The 15,913-nt window shown below is 50.6% G+C and carries 18 protein-coding genes; 12 read left to right on the top strand and 6 right to left on the bottom strand.

Translation table 11 applies throughout. The annotated features are described in order from the left end of the window. The first annotated feature begins 61 nt into the window (after nucleotides 1-61). The 3 genes from pstB (at nucleotide 62) to NST26_RS16950 (ending at nucleotide 2,743) form a co-directional block, all read left to right on the top strand. Nucleotides 62-838, top strand: coding sequence for a phosphate ABC transporter ATP-binding protein PstB (gene pstB, locus NST26_RS16960; protein ID WP_036695365.1), 777 nt, complete (start codon nucleotides 62-64; stop codon nucleotides 836-838). Between the two features lie 599 nt (nucleotides 839-1,437). After that, complete coding sequence (locus tag NST26_RS16955) at nucleotides 1,438-2,166, top strand: MBL fold metallo-hydrolase (RefSeq protein ID WP_340952504.1); 729 nt, start codon at nucleotides 1,438-1,440, stop codon at nucleotides 2,164-2,166. Beyond that, nucleotides 2,159-2,743, top strand: a complete 585-nt coding sequence (locus NST26_RS16950; RefSeq protein WP_209873878.1) for a TetR/AcrR family transcriptional regulator — start codon at nucleotides 2,159-2,161, stop codon at nucleotides 2,741-2,743. Before NST26_RS16955 ends, NST26_RS16950 begins: the two co-directional genes overlap by 8 nt. Before the next feature lie 38 nt (nucleotides 2,744-2,781). On the opposite strand, the gene NST26_RS16945 is transcribed toward NST26_RS16950, so the two are convergent. Next, nucleotides 2,782-3,441: a helix-turn-helix transcriptional regulator gene (locus NST26_RS16945; RefSeq protein ID WP_340952508.1), complete on the bottom strand. Its 660-nt coding sequence runs from the start codon at nucleotides 3,439-3,441 to the stop codon at nucleotides 2,782-2,784. A gap of 168 nt (nucleotides 3,442-3,609) precedes the next feature. Between NST26_RS16945 and NST26_RS16940 the strand changes: the two genes are divergently transcribed. The 5 genes from NST26_RS16940 (at nucleotide 3,610) to NST26_RS16925 (ending at nucleotide 6,783) form a co-directional block, all read left to right on the top strand. After that, nucleotides 3,610-5,016: an MFS transporter gene (locus NST26_RS16940; protein WP_340952510.1), complete on the top strand. Its 1,407-nt coding sequence runs from the start codon at nucleotides 3,610-3,612 to the stop codon at nucleotides 5,014-5,016. Then, nucleotides 4,973-5,305: a winged helix-turn-helix transcriptional regulator gene (locus NST26_RS34055; RefSeq protein WP_445323327.1), complete on the top strand. Its 333-nt coding sequence runs from the start codon at nucleotides 4,973-4,975 to the stop codon at nucleotides 5,303-5,305. The genes NST26_RS16940 and NST26_RS34055 overlap by 44 nt, the downstream gene beginning before the upstream one ends. 26 nt (nucleotides 5,306-5,331) lie before the next feature. Beyond that, entirely contained in the window at nucleotides 5,332-5,691 is a 360-nt protein-coding gene (locus NST26_RS16935; RefSeq protein WP_340952512.1) for a HesB/IscA family protein, read from the top strand. Nucleotides 5,692-5,717: 26 nt separating this feature from the next. Continuing rightward, nucleotides 5,718-6,002 (top strand): hypothetical protein, encoded by a 285-nt coding sequence (locus NST26_RS16930; protein ID WP_143803904.1) that lies wholly within the window; start codon nucleotides 5,718-5,720, stop codon nucleotides 6,000-6,002. 88 nt (nucleotides 6,003-6,090) lie between these two features. Further along, nucleotides 6,091-6,783 carry an AlkZ-related protein gene (locus tag NST26_RS16925; protein ID WP_235191919.1) on the top strand — a complete coding sequence of 231 codons (693 nt, stop codon included), beginning with the start codon at nucleotides 6,091-6,093 and terminating at the stop codon, nucleotides 6,781-6,783. A gap of 159 nt (nucleotides 6,784-6,942) precedes the next feature. Here NST26_RS16925 and NST26_RS16920 read toward each other — a convergent pair whose 3' ends face one another. The 3 genes from NST26_RS16920 to NST26_RS16910 form a co-directional block, all read right to left on the bottom strand. After that, nucleotides 6,943-7,119 (bottom strand): hypothetical protein, encoded by a 177-nt coding sequence (locus tag NST26_RS16920; RefSeq protein ID WP_155991496.1) that lies wholly within the window; start codon nucleotides 7,117-7,119, stop codon nucleotides 6,943-6,945. A gap of 506 nt (nucleotides 7,120-7,625) precedes the next feature. Continuing rightward, nucleotides 7,626-8,855, bottom strand: coding sequence for an aminopeptidase (locus NST26_RS16915; protein ID WP_036726600.1), 1,230 nt, complete (start codon nucleotides 8,853-8,855; stop codon nucleotides 7,626-7,628). A gap of 52 nt (nucleotides 8,856-8,907) precedes the next feature. Continuing rightward, the gene (locus tag NST26_RS16910; RefSeq protein WP_200869557.1) at nucleotides 8,908-10,152 is read right to left on the bottom strand and encodes an aminopeptidase; all 1,245 of its coding nucleotides are present in this window, start codon (nucleotides 10,150-10,152) and stop codon (nucleotides 8,908-8,910) included. Nucleotides 10,153-10,314: 162 nt separating this feature from the next. Here NST26_RS16910 and NST26_RS16905 point away from each other — a divergent pair, with 162 nt between their 5' ends. After that, nucleotides 10,315-10,596 carry a hypothetical protein gene (locus tag NST26_RS16905; RefSeq protein WP_340952519.1) on the top strand — a complete coding sequence of 94 codons (282 nt, stop codon included), beginning with the start codon at nucleotides 10,315-10,317 and terminating at the stop codon, nucleotides 10,594-10,596. 222 nt (nucleotides 10,597-10,818) lie between these two features. On the opposite strand, the gene NST26_RS16900 is transcribed toward NST26_RS16905, so the two are convergent. After that, nucleotides 10,819-12,171 carry a TrkH family potassium uptake protein gene (locus NST26_RS16900; protein WP_340979518.1) on the bottom strand — a complete coding sequence of 451 codons (1,353 nt, stop codon included), beginning with the start codon at nucleotides 12,169-12,171 and terminating at the stop codon, nucleotides 10,819-10,821. Nucleotides 12,172-12,319: 148 nt separating this feature from the next. Here NST26_RS16900 and NST26_RS16895 point away from each other — a divergent pair, with 148 nt between their 5' ends. Beyond that, the gene (locus tag NST26_RS16895) at nucleotides 12,320-12,679 is read left to right on the top strand and encodes a VOC family protein (protein WP_340952524.1); all 360 of its coding nucleotides are present in this window, start codon (nucleotides 12,320-12,322) and stop codon (nucleotides 12,677-12,679) included. 79 nt (nucleotides 12,680-12,758) lie between these two features. Next, a complete protein-coding gene (locus NST26_RS16890; protein ID WP_340952526.1) occupies nucleotides 12,759-13,265 on the top strand; it encodes a GNAT family N-acetyltransferase in 507 nt (168 codons plus the stop codon). 421 nt (nucleotides 13,266-13,686) lie between these two features. Here NST26_RS16890 and NST26_RS16885 read toward each other — a convergent pair whose 3' ends face one another. Continuing rightward, on the bottom strand, nucleotides 13,687-15,009 hold the full coding sequence (locus tag NST26_RS16885) for a hemolysin family protein (RefSeq protein WP_076086188.1): 1,323 nt from the start codon (nucleotides 15,007-15,009) through the stop codon (nucleotides 13,687-13,689). Between the two features lie 115 nt (nucleotides 15,010-15,124). On the opposite strand from NST26_RS16885, the gene NST26_RS16880 reads away from it, so the two are divergent. Further along, nucleotides 15,125-15,892, top strand: a complete 768-nt coding sequence (locus tag NST26_RS16880; protein ID WP_340952529.1) for a DUF1836 domain-containing protein — start codon at nucleotides 15,125-15,127, stop codon at nucleotides 15,890-15,892. Nucleotides 15,893-15,913 lie beyond the last annotated feature (21 nt).

Here is a 15,913-nt window from a genome sequence, read left to right as displayed (position 1 = left end):
TGAGTTTTGTGCAGAAGAGTCAGAACGTGTAAGCTATCAGAACTTTTAGGAGGAGTAAGGGATGGGAATAGCAGAGCCAGTGGTACGCGAATCATTTCAAACGGAGGATCTGAGTATTTATTATGGGACGTATGAGGCGGTGAAGGGGATTAGCCTTCCTTTTGCCCAGAATACGGTAACCGCATTGATCGGCCCGTCGGGCTGTGGGAAATCAACCTTTCTCCGTTCACTGAACCGGATGAATGACGATATCTCCGGCTCTACGACCAAGGGCAGCATCTGGATTGACGGTGTGGATATCAATGCTACAGGCACGGATGTAATCAAGCTTCGGCAAAAGATCGGCATGGTCTGGCAGAAGCCCAATCCGTTCTACAAATCGATCTACGACAATATCGCCTTCGGCCCGAAATATCACGGCATCAAGGGCAAGCAGGCGCTGGATGAAATCGTCGAGAGCAGCCTGCGCCGCGCCGCCCTGTGGGACGAGGTCAAGGACCGCTTGAAGGATTCCGCACTGGCATTGTCCGGCGGACAACAGCAGCGTCTGTGTATCGCCCGGGCGCTATCGGTCAACCCGCAGATCCTGCTGCTTGATGAGCCGGCTTCGGCCCTTGACCCGGTCTCGACTGGTAAGGTGGAGGAGCTGATCAAGGAGCTGAAGGAGGAGCTGCGTATCGTGATCGTCACCCACAACATGCAGCAGGCCGCGCGGATCTCGGATTACACCGCCTACTTCTATCTCGGCTCCCTGGTGGAATACGACAAGACCGAGAAGGTCTTCACGAACCCCGAGAACCAGATGACGCAGGAGTACATTATGGGCCGGTTTGGCTGATCGGGAGACAGGTACAGACGGGCATAGACAAAATCGATACCACTGATCGTTCAGACACCATCCATTGCGGGTGGTGTTTTTTTGGGTGCTCAGAAGATAATGGGCCGCGAGGCGGGGCGGACTCAATGTAATCGAAAAACCGATTACATTGCGCGGAGCGAGGGCGTGCGGGCCCAATGTAATCGAAAAACCGATTACATTGCGCGGAGCGAGGGCGTGCGGGCCAAATGTAATCGAAAAACCGATTACATTGCGCGGAGCGAGGGCGGGCGGACCCAATGTAATCGAAAAACCGATCACATTGCGCGGAGCGAGGGTGTGCGGACCCAATGTAATCGAAAAACCGATTACATTGCGCGGAGCGAGGGCGTGCGGGCCAAATGTAATCGAAAAACCGATTACATTGCGCGGAGCGAGGGCGTGCGGGCCAAATGTAATCGAAAAACCGAACACATTGGACTGGCGCGAGGAGCAGGGACTGGATGTCGCCACACCCCTGCCTAAGCCCTTCACTTTTGTATGAGTAAATATCTCTTGAAAAACTAATCTTATTAGTTTATATTTTAACTAATAAGATTAGTTTTGGGGAGGGTTTTACGATGAGAGTAACAAGAGAAGGCCATTTGCATCAGCTTACGTGGCTGCCGCGTATTTTTCCAGTGAATTGCTATTTGATCGAGGAAGAACAGGAGCTTATACTTATTGACGCGGGAATGTCCTATAGTCTGCAAGGGATTCTGAATCAGGTTGCCAAGCTTGGTAAGCCGCTGACCCGTATTATTCTCACTCATGGTCATATGGATCATGTCGGGGCGCTTGATGCCTTGAAGAAGGAGGTGCCGGAGGCTAAGGTCTATATCTCGGAGCGGGATGCTGCATTGTTGGCTGGTGACCGCTCGCTTAGAGCCGGTGAGCTGCAGACTCCTATTAAGGGCAGTGTACCCGCCAAAATAGTGACCCGCCCCGACATTCTACTGCATGACGGCGACAGCATCGGCTCGCTGACAGCGTTCAGCACTCCCGGACATACGCCTGGATCGATGTCTTTCCAGGACCGGCGCAGTGGAGCGCTGATCGTTGGTGATGCGTTCCAGACCTTCCGGGCAACGGCGGTGTCCGGCAAGAAGGTCGCCTGGTTTCCTTTTCCGGCTATGGCGACTTGGAGCCCCGAACAGGCCTTAGTCAGTGCCTACAGGCTGATTGATCTTGCCCCTTCTGTACTGGCGGTAGGACATGGTGATCTGCTTATAGCTCCGGTAGAGGCGATGAAGCGGGCGGCTGCGGAGGCCGAAGGGCAAGTAAAGGGAGGAGAGAGGGTACATGGCTAGAGCAGGTCTGGACACGCACACGCTGGTACTGGCTGCCGCAGAGCTGGCGGATGAATACGGGATGGAAGCAGTGACGCTGGCTGCACTTGCCGCGAAGCTGGGTGTCCGTTCTCCGTCACTCTATAATCACATCAACGGGCTTGCGGGGCTGCGTACACTGATGGCGGTATATGGTCTGGAGCAGCTGTATGAGGTCATATCGGAGGCAACGGAGGGGCTAAGCGGAGAGGCTGCAGTACATGCCATGAGTCAGGCATACATCGGATTCACCAGAGCGCACCCGGGGCTGTATCAGACGACGCTAAAAGCACCCGAACAAGGAGACACCGCTCTGGAAGCGGCGGGCGGGAAGATCCTGTCGCTCATCATCCAGGTGATATCCGCATTCGGCTTGGATGAGGAAGGCAATCTGCATGCCGTCCGTGGACTGCGGAGTATACTGCACGGATTCTCCACCTTGGAGCACCAGGGCGGATTTGGAATGCCGCTGGACCTGAATGTCACTCTCACCCGGCTGATTAACACCTATATTGCGGGAATCCGCTGTATGGGATCGGACGCAGACAGCCTGAAATAACAACAAAGAGCAATCTCCAAGTGAGGTTGCTCTTGTTGTCACGGCTTATGTTGCCTAACGGTGTAAATACAGTTTCTGCCTCCCTGTAAAATGTACTCCCCTCGTTCAATATGAACATCATCTCCTAGAACCGTTCTGAATAAATGCAACTCATTCTTGCATAACCCGGTACATACAGCCGCCGCTTCACAGATCGGGCAATGTTTCTCGATGAATAAGAGACTGCCATCCTCCTGCTCCTTAACCTCGGCCATATAACCTTCATTCGTTCGAATCTCAGCCAATTTCTCCAATTTCTCTCTCACATCCGATGCAGCGCCAAGATGCTGAAGATATTGTGCCTGCATATTTTTATTTCGAACATCCAGCAGCTTGTCCAGCCCTTCATTGCCAAATGCCTCTTTCATCGAATTAATGAGACTGATGGATAAATCCGAATATCCGCTTGGGAAAAAACGATTAGCCGCGGGAGTTAATATCCACAGCTTGGTGGGGCGGCCCATGGGACGGGGCTCTTCCACATTCGTAACCAATCCTTCTTCCTTCAGTGCATTCAAATGTTGGCGAATAGCCATTCCAGACAGCGAAAATTGAGAGGAGAGGGTCATAACATCCATGCCCCCACGCTCCTTTAACAGATCAATGATCGCTCTTCGGGTACTGGTGGAGACATCCTTTTTGATTTGATTCCGGCTCATGGTGCACCTCCTGTTTGAAGCAACTGAATCTACATCACTCCCTACATTTTAAACAAAAATGTTGACAAAGTCAAAGCCGGACTGTAGCTTAGACATTATAAACAAAAATGTTTACTAAGTATCCGGATACGATGTATACATACCAAACTTTCTTGGAGGTCACCATTCATGTCGTCTAATCATCAAAGTATTTTCAGTCCACGTTACTTTGCACTATCCATAGGAATTATCCTGTCAGTGATGGCCGTTGGATTCGAAGGTCTGTCCGTAACCACCATTGCTCCCTCGATTGCTGGAGACTTGAACGGTCTTAGCCTGTTCGGGTGGATATTCAGTACGTATCTGCTTGCACAGATTATCGGAACGCTGGTCGTCGGTCGGATCATAGATAAAAGAGGCCCTGCTGCACCATTCACTTTTGCGCTGCTGTTGTTTATCGCAGGACTGGTCGCTGCTGCAACAGCAGGCAATATGTATATCATGATTGGATCACGGGCTCTGCAAGGTTTGGGTGCCGGAGCTATGATGACTTGTGTATATACGGCTATTTCCTTAAGTTACCCGGATGAGTTACGTGCCAAAATACTTGGAGCCTTTGGTACAGCCTATGTTCTTCCGTCCATGCTCGGTCCATATGTAGCAGGCCTTATAGCAGATCAGTGGTCCTGGCGGTTTGTTTTCTGGGGGATCTTACCTGTGCTGGTTGTTTCAGCAGTGCTTAGTTTACCTGCTTTCAGGAAATTGAAAGTGCAGCAGACGGGAGGGGCTAGCGGATCTTCATCTACTTGGATGGCGTTACTCTTAACGATGGGTACAGGCCTTTTCCTGATTGGTCTAAGTATGCTTCCGAGTATGATGGGATTTGTCTTCGGCCTGATTGGCCTCGTCGGTATGATATTACCGCTCCGTCAATTGCTGCCTAAGGGAACGCTTACGCTGCGAAGAGGGATGCCAGCGATTCTGGCAACACGCGGGCTGTTCTTCGCTGCCTATGCCAGCACACAGAATTTCCTGGTATTGGCTTTAATTGATGTGAAGGGAATTACACCTTCTCAGGCGGGTTTAATCGTAGCGAGTGCAGCATTAAGCTGGTGTATCATTTCATATCTGCAAGGACGTTGGGATGCGGCAGATCAGGGCCGTGGACGTCATATGAGAATTATTCTGGGGGTATTTCTGCTTGCCATCGGGATTGCTATCGTCTTTTGGATACCGGTTGTTTCTGTTGCCGTTGCAGTTATGGGTCAGATCATCGCCGGGGTCGGCATTGGATTGGCGCATCCGGTTAGCGGTGTTGTAGCCTTTTCCCAAACAGGGGAAGGCGGCGCGGGCCAAACCTCGGCAAATCTGCAATTTGCGGATTCTTTTACACCCGGTGTAGTTATTGGGATTGGGGGTTCCATCCTTGTCGTGTGTCAGGCTGCTGGAATGTCACTGCAATCCGGCTTAATTGTAGCCATGGGCTTCCATCTCTTGTTGATCGTCATAAGTATCATTGCCAGCACCCGGATCTCACCGCAATCCATCAAGAATGCTGATCCTAAGAAAGAGGGTGTACCGGTCATTGTCCAATGAGGATAGGGAGAAGCTTCTTATAGCCTATGACATCATCGGGTCTAAATGGACGATCCATATCTTATTCACTCTTTCTTGCGGTCCGAAGAAATTTAGCGAAATAACCCGGAGTATCCCTTCCATTACGCAAAGAATCCTTTCCCAGCGTTTAAAGGAGCTTCAACATCATAATCTGGTCAAGAGAACCAGTCCGCAGCGCCCTACAAAAACCATGTATGAACTTACACCAAAAGGAGTAGCTCTCGCTACGTTCATACCTTGTTTAATGGACTGGGGTTGCCAAAACTAAACTAAGCTTGTATAGGAGGAATGAAGATGAATATTGAGGTCAGTGAGATCGCAGCAGAGAAAATTGCGGAAATCTTGTTAAACGCTGAGACAAGGCACTCTTTTCTTAGAGTAGGTGTTGAAGAAGGGGGATGCAGCGGATTATCTTATACCCTTGTCTTGGACGAGCAGCAGACAGAGGAGGATATGGTATTCAATAAAGATAAATTCCGTATATTAGTTCACACGAAGAGTATTCCATATATTGACGGTCTTGAAATTGACTATGAACAAAGCGGAATGATAGGCGGCTTCACCATGAATAACCCTAATGCCAAAGCCTCATGTGGATGCGGGGCCAGTTTTCGAATGGCTAACTATCGGGGGGAAGTTAAAAAATGTGATTAACCTGCAGGAAAGGAAGGAGAGAAGAAATGATATCATTTGAGGTATCTGAACAAGCGATTGATTCTTTTAAGGATGAATGGGGTTTGGCAGAGGCCCAACATGTAAGGATTTATGCAAAATATGCGGGTGGAGGCTCAGATGCTTTTACAATTGGCATCAATGCAAGTGCTACACCGATTGATCCGGCAGTGGTTCAATCTATCGGAGGCTTTCATTTCTTTGTCGAGAAATCAGATGCCTGGATTTTACAGGATGAGCATTTTCAGATTGGCTGTAATGAAAATGGTATATTTTTAAACAAAATCTCCTAATGAGCATATGCAGGAAGTGAATTTGCTCATTTATAGTGATAAGCTTAATTTGGTGTACAAGCCAGATTGATTTAGGAGGCTGAATGACGTGGGCGAAGCAGGTAAGCAAGAGAATGTAACCACCTTTGAAGAGATGGCTGAGGTAGTCGCCCGACTGGGGATTGTGCCGCTGGCACCCCTGATCCCGGAGCATCCGTCTGTGAACGGGCTGACGCTGGCGGAGAATTGGCATACGGATACAGAGCTGGACCCCTGGCGCTGGCGGGTCAGATTTCCCGGAGAAGGCTTAGCCGGCTACGGAAAATTCATCAAGAAAAAAGCCGTGCTCGTATCCCGCGAGTGGCTTCCGGCTTACTTGGCAGCGTCCGGGCCTCGGAAGTCTCTGGAAGAGCGGTATCAGAGCGGCCTGGCCACGAGAGAAGCACTGACTCTGCTGGAGATTATCCGGGCGAATGAGGGAATAGAGACACGCCAGCTGCGCTCTATGGCGGATATGAAGGCCAAGGAGAAGAAAACGGCTTTTGACAATGCAGTAACGGAGCTGCAAGGGTCTCTGGATATCGTAATCTCCGGCGTGAAGCAACGGGTGAATGCGGACGGAGAGCCGAATGGCTGGAACAGCACCTCTTTTGAAACCTCGGGGCACTGGATGCATGAAGCGGGCATTCTGCCCTTTGAGGGATCGAGAGAAGAGGCGATAGCCTGGTTGCGTTCACGTATGGAAGCGGCGTGGGCACCGGAGGCGGTTGCCTGGATCAACAAGGCGCTGGGCTGGAAGTAGACAAAGAACGGTAGTCCTTCATATGAAGAGGGCTGCCGTTTTTGGCGTTTTGACATGGGATACAAATAAAAACGGCTAATCTCATTCCCGCAGGAGACTGGCCGTAAGCGCTTACGAATATGTGATTGTACTGCGTATCTTGTGTATATTGAAGCAGCCTTACAGCATGGGGCCAAGGTAGGCAACCAGGAAGTACAGGAATCCGAACAGCAGCATGATGTAGGCGGTGTACTTGATGGCGTCGGAGGCAACGATACTTAAGTCTTTGGGAGCCTGGACTTCCAGACGTTCTGTTTCCATAGAATCCGTGTTGTCATGAGTGAAAGTTTCTTTCATCTGAATTCCCTCCTTAGATTATTCATGGACTAAAACATTCCTCTTTTGGAACTGTAAACACTATCTATAATTGTATTGTGACATATTTGTGAACTAATTTCAACAATATTGTGAAAATTATTTGACTGAATGTTCACATTTGGGCTGTTTGGGATGCTTTTACCTACTTAACTTCATCTTCGGTTGCACTTTATACATTAGATAAGCGCTAATTTCGCCGAAAAAATGAATCTCTTGCACTTTATACACTAGAATTTTGAGAAAACGGGGGTTTTGAGCTGAAATCCAGAAATCTGTTGTACGAAATACAGCAGAAGGTGTTTTAACCGTAGTTTCCGTGAATTCTATTGCAGAAAGTGCAATCAGCCACTTAGTCACTCATTAAATCTCATAGCAATCTCATCGCATAGCTTTCTTAGGGGAAAAGTCCCCTGGTAAACACAAAGACCCCGCCATATTCCTCAAGAGGAGATAGCGGGGTCTCATTCATAGTACAAAGATTAAGCTTAGGCCCAATCTCCATTACGGAAGATCGGGTCGGTGGAGCCGTCATCGGCAATTCCGTCGATATTCATCTCCGGGGAGCCCATCATGAAGTCTACATGAGTGAGACTTTGGTTCATGCCCTTGTCTACAAGCTGTTCCTTGCTCATATTAATGCCGTCCTGCAGGGTGAAGGCGTAGGAAGCGCCAAGTGCCAGATGGCAGGAAGCATTCTCGTCATACAGGGTAGTGTAGTAGAGAATGCCGCTCTCCGAGATCGGGGAGTGGAAAGGCACAAGCGCCACTTCGCCGAAGTAGGCGGCACCTTCATCCATGGCCAGCAGGGAAGCGAGGGCTTCCTGGCCCACTTCAGCGGTAAAGTCTGTAACTTTACCATTCTCCAGGGTCAGACTGAAGCGATCGATGATGTTGCCCCCATAGCTGAGCGGCTTCGTGCTGCGGACCGTGCCGTTCGCACCCGTCTTCAGCGGAGCGGTGAATACTTCCTCGGTCGGAATGTTCGCCAGGAAGGACATGCCGCGGCTGTTCACCGCACCCGCCTGACACCAGATATGTCCTTCAGGCAATTCGATCGTCAGATCGGTGCCCGGAGCCGTGTAGTGCAGCTTGCGGTATTTCTTCGCGTTCAGCAGCTCACAGCGCTGCTTCAAGCCGGCCAGATGGACACTCCAGGCCTGCACCGGATTCTCCTGGTCTGCGCGCACGGCCTTGAAGATGGCGTCCCAGAGCAATTCAATCTGCTGCTCAGGTGCAGCGTCCGGGAACACCTTCGCGGCCCAAGAAGCAGATGGGAAGGCGAGGCCGGTCCAGCTGACCTGGTTAGCCATCAGCATCTCGCGGTAAGGAGCCATAGCTTGACCGGCGGTCTTCTGATGGTCCGCAATGCGGCTTGCATCTACTCCGTTCAGCAAGTCCGGATTCGCGGAGATGATTGTCAGGAATGCCGCTCCGCCCCGTGCCAGATCCTCCAGCTCATCAGCCTGCCACTTCGGCGGCTCCAGGAAGCTCTCGGACGGTGCGAGATCATATCGGGTACGGGTGACGAATTCATCGGAATAGTTAACCTTGACGAGCTTCGCACCTGCTTCATAGGCCTGGCGTACAATCAGGCGGACCAGCTCAGCCGATACGATATCCGCATTCACGACAAGGGTCTGGCCGGGTTGAATATTAACGCCGATCTTTACAGCGAGCAGTGCGTAATTCTCCAGCTTTTGGTTGAAATCCAGCAATAGCTTCAGCTCCATTCATTATCTAATGAAATGCAATAGCTTATAAAGGGGGTTAGAAGGCCCAGTTGCCCTTCTGGAAGACCGGCTCACGCGTACCGTCAGCGGTAATTCCGTAGATATCCATCTCGGCCGAGCCGATCATGAAGTCAACGTGAGTCACACTGTTATTGAGGCCGCGGTCGGTCAGTTCATCCTGGTTCATTTCTTTGCCGCCTTCCAGACAGAAGGCATAGGCAGTGCCAATAGCCAGATGGTTGGAGGCATTCTCGTCGAACAAGGTATTGAAGTAGAGAATCCCTGATTCCGAGATCGGCGACTGATGCGGCACAAGTGCAACTTCCCCGAGATACTTGGCGCCTTCATCCAGGCTGATCAGATATTCGAGGGCTTCCTGGCCCTGCTCAGCGCTCACACTGGTAATCCGGCCCTGTTCAAAAGTGATCGAGAAGCCGTCAATTACATTCCCGCCGTAGCTGAGCGGCTTCGTGCTGCGGACCGTACCGTTCACGCCTGTTTTCAGCGGAGCTGTGAACACTTCTTCCGTTGGCATGTTGGCGACAAAAGAATGACCTTTGGCATTGATGCTGTCCCCCTGCGCCCATAGATGGCCTTCAGGAAGCTCAATGCTAAGGTCAGTTCCGGGTGCTATGTAGTGCAGACTCGCGTACTTCTTCGCGTTAAGAACATTTGCCTTCGACTCCAGCGTGTCCAGATGCTCCTGCCAGGCGGCAACAGGGTCCTCACGGTCCAGACGGACGGTATGGAAGATGGCCTCCCACAGCTTGTCAACGCGCTGGTCAGCAGGAACCTCAGGGAACACCTTGTCTGCCCAAGGCTGGGACGGGATCGCTACAATGCTCCAGCTGACTTTGTCGGACATCTGCAATTCACGGTATTTCGTAAGCGCTGCGCCCCGTGTCTTCTGGAAGCTCGCAATCCGCTCAGGATCAATGCCTTTGAGGGCATCCGGGTTCTCGGCAATGACCGACAGGAAGGCGGCACCGTTCTCTGCAAGCTCAGTCATTTCACCGGCAAACCAGGTTGGGGCCTTGGTGAATACTTCGGGTGCGGCATGCTCGAACTGCTGGCGGGTAATGAACTCGTCACTCCAGTTCACCTTCACCTGGCTGGCGCCAATGGCATAAGCCTTGGCCGTAATCAGGCGGACGAACTCAGCCGCAGTGATCGGAGCGTTCACAACCAGGATTTGTCCCGGCTGAACATTCACACCGATTTGTACTGCTAAATCAGCGTATTTACTTAGCTTGTCCTGAAGCTCTGTTTCAGTCATTGACATTTCCTCCATTACCATAATTTTTAGCTCTGTATAAGCATTGTACTAAATTATTAACCGCCGGATGAAAAAAGTCAATTACAGCGCAAAAGGAAAGAGAAATGCTGACATATCAATGTTATACTGAATATTGTGGGCATGATCAGATGAAAGGAAGGAAAGAGGATGAACCTGGAAATCACCAAAGCAGAAATGAAACGCGTAGAGGATAGAAGTTTTGTGGGGAGAACGGTATTTACATTTGAGAATCACCGTTCCCCTTATGAGATTACTTTCTACAGTTCCCGTGGAACCGAATGGGATTACAGCCTAAGCTTCGCCGGGGAGCCGGGGAGTGAGGAGCAGTTCCTGGAAGTCGATGCGCTGCTGGAGAATGACGATGATCTGTACAATCAGCTGCTGGATGCAGCGCTGGATGCCCAGGAGATCCCGGAAGAGGAAGCTTAAGCTTCTTTTCGGATATAACAATGCGACCCCGTCCCGTCTGATTGCCTTGGACGAGCAGGGTCGCATTTTTAATTGTAGAGGAGATTATGATTTTCTTCTGTTACGTATAAGTGGCGTGCAGGCGCATGGCTCGAATGTATGCGGACAACAGCATACATTTGCTGACGCGCAGGTAATCTCATTCACCAGTAAGTGTGATCTTGTTCTTAATAGTCGCTGCCCTTAGCCGATGGTGATATTGCCTTCCGGGTAACGGTATAACTCCTTGCTGTTCTTAGGCTTGAGGGCATAGGCCAGGGTAAGCGGTCCGGTCCGGCCGACGAACATAAGAATGATCACCAGCACCTTGCCGATCGTGGTCAGCTCTGTGGTAAGTCCCATGGTGATGCCTGAGGTACCGAAGGCGGACACCGCCTCGAACAATACACTCAGGAAATCGGCGCTCTCCGTTACGGACAGCAGCATGGTGGAGATAACCACCAGCATTAGTGATAGTAATGTCATGGTTATGGCTCTGTAGACATTCTCCTTCGAGATCCGGTGGCGGAACATGACGATATCCTCTTTGCCCCGCAGCTTGGCGTAGGCGGTACTGGCCAGAATGGCAAAGGTGGTAATCTTGATTCCGCCGCCCGTAGAGCCGGGAGCCGCCCCGATGAACATCAGCAGAATCATCAGGAATTGGGTAGATTCCCGCAGCAGCGGAATCTCAATGGTGGTCACCCCGCCGGAGCGGGGCGTAATAGCTTGCAGGAAGGAGGCCATAATCTTGCCTCCGGCATGCAGCGGCTTCAGTGTAGCGTTCAGCTCCAGCCAGAAGAAGACAATGGCTCCGACCAGAATCAGCACGGCTGAAGTCGCCAGCACGACCTTCGAGTGCAGCATCAAGCGCTTGCGCTTGGGATAGTCGATCACATCGGATAAGACGATGAAGCCAATTCCGCCAAGGAAGATCAGCAGCATGGAGGTAATATTCACAACAGGATCTTCTACATACCGGGTTAAGCCGCTGAACGGCCCGTGAATATCGCCGAACAAATCGAAGCCCGCGTTGTTGAAGATGGAGATGCTATGGAATAGTCCATAATAAGCTGCTTTGCCTATCGGCATATCTACTACAAATCGGGCAGCCAGCAGAATGGCACCGGTCAATTGAATCACCAGAGAATAGATCAGAACCCGGCGGATCAGCTTCACGATCCCCTGCATGGAATTCTGGTTCATGGATTCCTGCAGCAAGAGGCGTTCCTTCAATGAGATTCGTTTGTTCAGGACCAGCGTAATCAGCGTAGCCATCGTTACGAAGCCGAGACCGCCGAACTGGAACAGCACCAGCAGTACGATCTGTCCGAACGTCGAGAGCTGTGTTCCCGTATCGACAACGGCAAGACCGGTTACGCAGGTCGCCGAGGTTGCCATGAACAGCGCATCAATGAATGAGATTCTTCCGCCGGTGGAAGCAGCGGGCAGCGATAACAGCAGGGTTCCGGCAGCGATCAGGATCACGAAGCCGAGGGACAGTATTTTGGGCGGCGTTAGCTTCAAATGCCCAAAGAAAAGGTTAGCCAAGTTCATTCTCCTGACAATAGGGATAGGATCTGACAAGATTATAGCATAACTTATATTCTCATCCCTAAACAGGCAGGAAATTGACATATTTTATCGAAATCATTAAAGGCTGTAGGATTCAACAACTTGCACTCTATGAGGAGGCTATACTGCTGTGACAAGTCCGATACGCAATCAGATTGGTGCTGTCTTCATCCCGGTTAGTGATATCGAAAGGTCCAAGAACTGGTATTGCAGTCTGCTCGGACTGCCGCTTGAAGGCGAAGTATTATTCGGGCATCTGTATGAGGTGCCGATGCAGGGGCCGGGGATTGTACTGGACAGCAAAATATTCACAGCCGAAGCCGTGCTGAAGGTGCCGTCCTTCCATCTGCTTACCGACGATATTGATGCCGCTTATGATTATGTCAAAGCCAGCGGAGCTGAGATCCTTACCGATATTGAGAATGACCACTGGTTTAACTTCAAGGACCCGGACGGAAACGTGCTGATGATCTGCCGTTCCGTTATTTAGTTAATCGGGTTAATTATATTTGTTAATCACGTTAATTATACAAGGATAATATTCGCTCTTTATTGCAGGAGGAAAGGAAATGAACGTAACACTAAGGGAATTGCTCCCGGGGGATGCAGCGGCGCTGTTGAACCTCCAACATCGTCTAGACCGGGAAACCTCCTTTATGCTGCTGGCCCCGGGCGAGAGAAAGAGCGGCATTTCCCAGGTGGAAGAGATGATTAGAGGCTTACACCAAGCAGAGAACTCGCTTATTCTGGGAGCTGAAGCAGACGGTGAGCTTGCAGGATACCTGTCAGTCGAAGGAGGGAGCTTCAGCCGCAATAGACACAGTGCTTATATTGTTACCGGCATCCTGAAGCAGTACCAGGGCAGGGGCATCGGCAGCGCATTGTTCAAAGAAATGGACCAGTGGGCCAGGGATTGCGGTCTGGTACGTCTGGAGCTTACGGTGATGCAGCATAATGAACAGGCGGTTGCGCTGTATAAGAAGCAGGGCTTTGAAGTCGAGGGCTTGAAGCCAAAATCGCTGCTGGTGGATGGACAATGGGTGGACGAATATTATATGGGTAAAGTATATAGTTAATCGCATTAACTATTTAGCTGCTTGGATTCGTACATTAGCGAGTGTAATAAACCAACAAACTTTCAGAGCTCACCCCATCATATAGAACAAAGTCATCCTAACGGATCAATAGGATTACCTGCGTGGTAGCCGAATGTATGTTGTTTTTCACATACATTGAGTCCATACGTCTGCGTGGCAGCCGAATGTATGTTGTTTTTCACATACATTGAGTCCATACGTCTGCGTGGTAGCCGAATGTATGTTGTTTTTCACATACATTCGGGCCGTACGCCAGCGTGGTAGCTCAATGTATGTTGTTTTTCACATACATTGAGTCCATATGCCGCTGTGCCAGCCGATTGCATTCAAGTACAAGAACAAAGGCGCTCCCCGATAACTCAAGGGGAGCGCCTTACTTGTTGCAGCATATCTATAAGACTTACTCGTGGTGTGCATCTGATTCTTCGGTGACCGGAAGATCGATCAGGATCTCCACCTTGCGGATACGGTGGCGGTTCATCTCGCGGACCGTCAGGGTGACATGCTCGTAGGTGAGGCTTTTGCCGACAGCCGGTTCTTCCATATGGCTGTACAGCCATCCGCCGATTGTGGTGACTTCTTCATCATGGAAATCAAGTCCGGTAAGATCCTTGACCTCCAGCAGGGAGACATTGCCGTCGAACAGATAATGAGTGTCGCTCAGCTTCTCCACATTTCTGCGCTCATCCTCGTCGAACTCATCGCGGATCTCACCGACGATCTCTTCCAGGATGTCCTCAATCGTAATCAGACCGGAGGTGCCGCCGTATTCATCCAGCAGCAGGGCGATATGCACGCGCTCCTTCTGCATACGGGTCAGGAGGGTCTTTACTGGCGTAACCTCCGATACTGTCACCAGAGGCAGGATCAGGCTTTTGAAATCGAAATCAGGATTATTGTCGTATTGCAGGTAGAGCTGCTTGGTATTAATCATGCCAATGATATTGTCTTTGCTGCCGTCAGCTACAGGGAAGCGGGTATACTGCTCCTTGCGGATAATTTCAAAATTCTCCTGCAGCGAATGATCGGTGAACAGGCAGACCATATCTGTCCGGGGAACCATAATTTCCTTGGCGAGCATCTCATCAAAGGTGAAAATCCGGTTGACATAACCATATTCCGCTTTGTTGATTTTGCCGCTCTCATAGCTCTCGGACAAGATCAGGCGGATCTCGTCTTCACTGTGCGCGTCGCCGTGTTCACTGGCAGGCTTCATGCCGAACATACGGACGAGCAGGTTGGCAGAACCGTTCATGATCCAAATCAAAGGGTACAATATTCTGTAGAACCAAATAATCAGCGGTGCGGTAATCTGACCAATTTTCTCCGGAATATTAATAGCGGCGGTCTTCGGTGCAAGCTCTCCGACCACGACGTGGAGGAAGGTGGCGATAATGAAGGCCAATGCAAAAGCAATGGGCTTACTAACGTTGTGACTCACACCAGCCAGATCAAACAGTGGAATGAGCAGCTGCTCAAAGGCAGGCTCTGCCAATGCCCCGATCCCGAGTGCAGTAATCGTGATACCGAGCTGACAGGCGGACAGATATCCGTCCAGGTTAGCGGCTACCCGCTGTACTGCCAGTGCGTTCTTCTTGCCGTCCAGCACCATTTGGCTGACCTGGCTGCCCCGTAATCTCACTACTGCAAACTCCGTCGCTACAAAAAATGCGGTTAAAATAATCAAAATTGCCACGAGCGTCAAACTAAGTCCTATACCCATATAATCTTTACCATCCCTTTCGTCCCTAAAATAGGTTATACTCATATTATGAGTTCATATGAACCTATTGTACGAACTTTTCAGTGAAATATCAAATGGTGGAGGGTTGCCAGCTATGGAAGCTTTTACACTTAGCCGGATAGAGATGTCCGGACTATTACTGTCTCTAGGGCCCAACTCGGAGCGGAAGCCGCTCCATATTCTGCAGGAAGCCTGGACTAAGTTCCACCGTGACGAGGTGCGGGAGGGGACAAGCCTGCCCGCTTTTCTGTCTACGGATATCCCCCCGATTCTGCAAAAGCTGATCAAAGGCGGCGGCGTCAAAGGGCTGTCCCTGGGTGAAATTGCTTCGCTTGGCGGTCTGATTGAGTATTCCACTTTATCCGTCTCTGCTATGCAGAATTGGGTGAAGCGTGATTTCAAGGAATATCTCGGGTCCCCGCGTGAAGGGAAGAAGTACTCCATTAATCAGGCGGCCATTCTATTTATAATAGATGATCTGAAGGCTGCGCTTGATTTCGAGAGCATCAGGCAGCTCTTTCGTATGCTGTTCCTGGCGCCTGAGCGCGATGACGATGATCTGGTGGAGCCGGCACAGCTGTATCACGGATATGCTGAGCTGTTCGAGGAGATCAAGACCCGTTCCCCGGTGCCGGCGCATGGGCAGGCTCTAACCGGTAATCCTAAGGAATATCAGTGGAAATCGGACAGCGGCATCAAGTCGGCCATGGACAAAATGATGAAGCGGCTCAGCCACCTGAGCAGAGGGCAGCGGGATGCGGTGCAGAATATGCTGCTGATCGCTGCCATCTCGGTGCAGACCTGTTATTTTCAGGCGATGGCCCGGCAATATTTCAATGCGGTGTTATTCCTTGATTTTTGAATCATCCGCTTCTAGAATGTG

It is taken from the genome of Paenibacillus sp. FSL R7-0128 (assembly GCF_038002245.1).
GTDB lineage: Bacteria > Bacillota > Bacilli > Paenibacillales > Paenibacillaceae > Paenibacillus_AQ > Paenibacillus_AQ silagei.
Note: the sequence above shows the minus strand (reverse complement) of the source record. Positions and strands in the feature narration are given on the sequence as shown.

Excerpts from the sequence above, each read along its gene's own strand:
- pstB (WP_036695365.1), top strand. The coding sequence starts at position 62 with ATGGGAATAGCAGAGCCAGTGGTACGCGAATCATTTCAAACGGAGGAT.
- NST26_RS16955 (WP_340952504.1), top strand. The coding sequence starts at position 1,438 with ATGAGAGTAACAAGAGAAGGCCATTTGCATCAGCTTACGTGGCTGCCG.
- NST26_RS16950 (WP_209873878.1), top strand. The coding sequence starts at position 2,159 with ATGGCTAGAGCAGGTCTGGACACGCACACGCTGGTACTGGCTGCCGCA.
- NST26_RS16945 (WP_340952508.1), bottom strand. The coding sequence starts at position 3,441 with ATGAGCCGGAATCAAATCAAAAAGGATGTCTCCACCAGTACCCGAAGA.
- NST26_RS16940 (WP_340952510.1), top strand. The coding sequence starts at position 3,610 with ATGTCGTCTAATCATCAAAGTATTTTCAGTCCACGTTACTTTGCACTA.
- NST26_RS34055 (WP_445323327.1), top strand. The coding sequence starts at position 4,973 with ATGCTGATCCTAAGAAAGAGGGTGTACCGGTCATTGTCCAATGAGGAT.
- NST26_RS16935 (WP_340952512.1), top strand. The coding sequence starts at position 5,332 with ATGAATATTGAGGTCAGTGAGATCGCAGCAGAGAAAATTGCGGAAATC.
- NST26_RS16930 (WP_143803904.1), top strand. The coding sequence starts at position 5,718 with ATGATATCATTTGAGGTATCTGAACAAGCGATTGATTCTTTTAAGGAT.
- NST26_RS16920 (WP_155991496.1), bottom strand. The coding sequence starts at position 7,119 with ATGAAAGAAACTTTCACTCATGACAACACGGATTCTATGGAAACAGAA.
- NST26_RS16910 (WP_200869557.1), bottom strand. The coding sequence starts at position 10,152 with ATGTCAATGACTGAAACAGAGCTTCAGGACAAGCTAAGTAAATACGCT.
- NST26_RS16905 (WP_340952519.1), top strand. The coding sequence starts at position 10,315 with ATGAACCTGGAAATCACCAAAGCAGAAATGAAACGCGTAGAGGATAGA.
- NST26_RS16900 (WP_340979518.1), bottom strand. The coding sequence starts at position 12,171 with ATGAACTTGGCTAACCTTTTCTTTGGGCATTTGAAGCTAACGCCGCCC.
- NST26_RS16890 (WP_340952526.1), top strand. The coding sequence starts at position 12,759 with ATGAACGTAACACTAAGGGAATTGCTCCCGGGGGATGCAGCGGCGCTG.
- NST26_RS16885 (WP_076086188.1), bottom strand. The coding sequence starts at position 15,009 with ATGGGTATAGGACTTAGTTTGACGCTCGTGGCAATTTTGATTATTTTA.
- NST26_RS16880 (WP_340952529.1), top strand. The coding sequence starts at position 15,125 with ATGGAAGCTTTTACACTTAGCCGGATAGAGATGTCCGGACTATTACTG.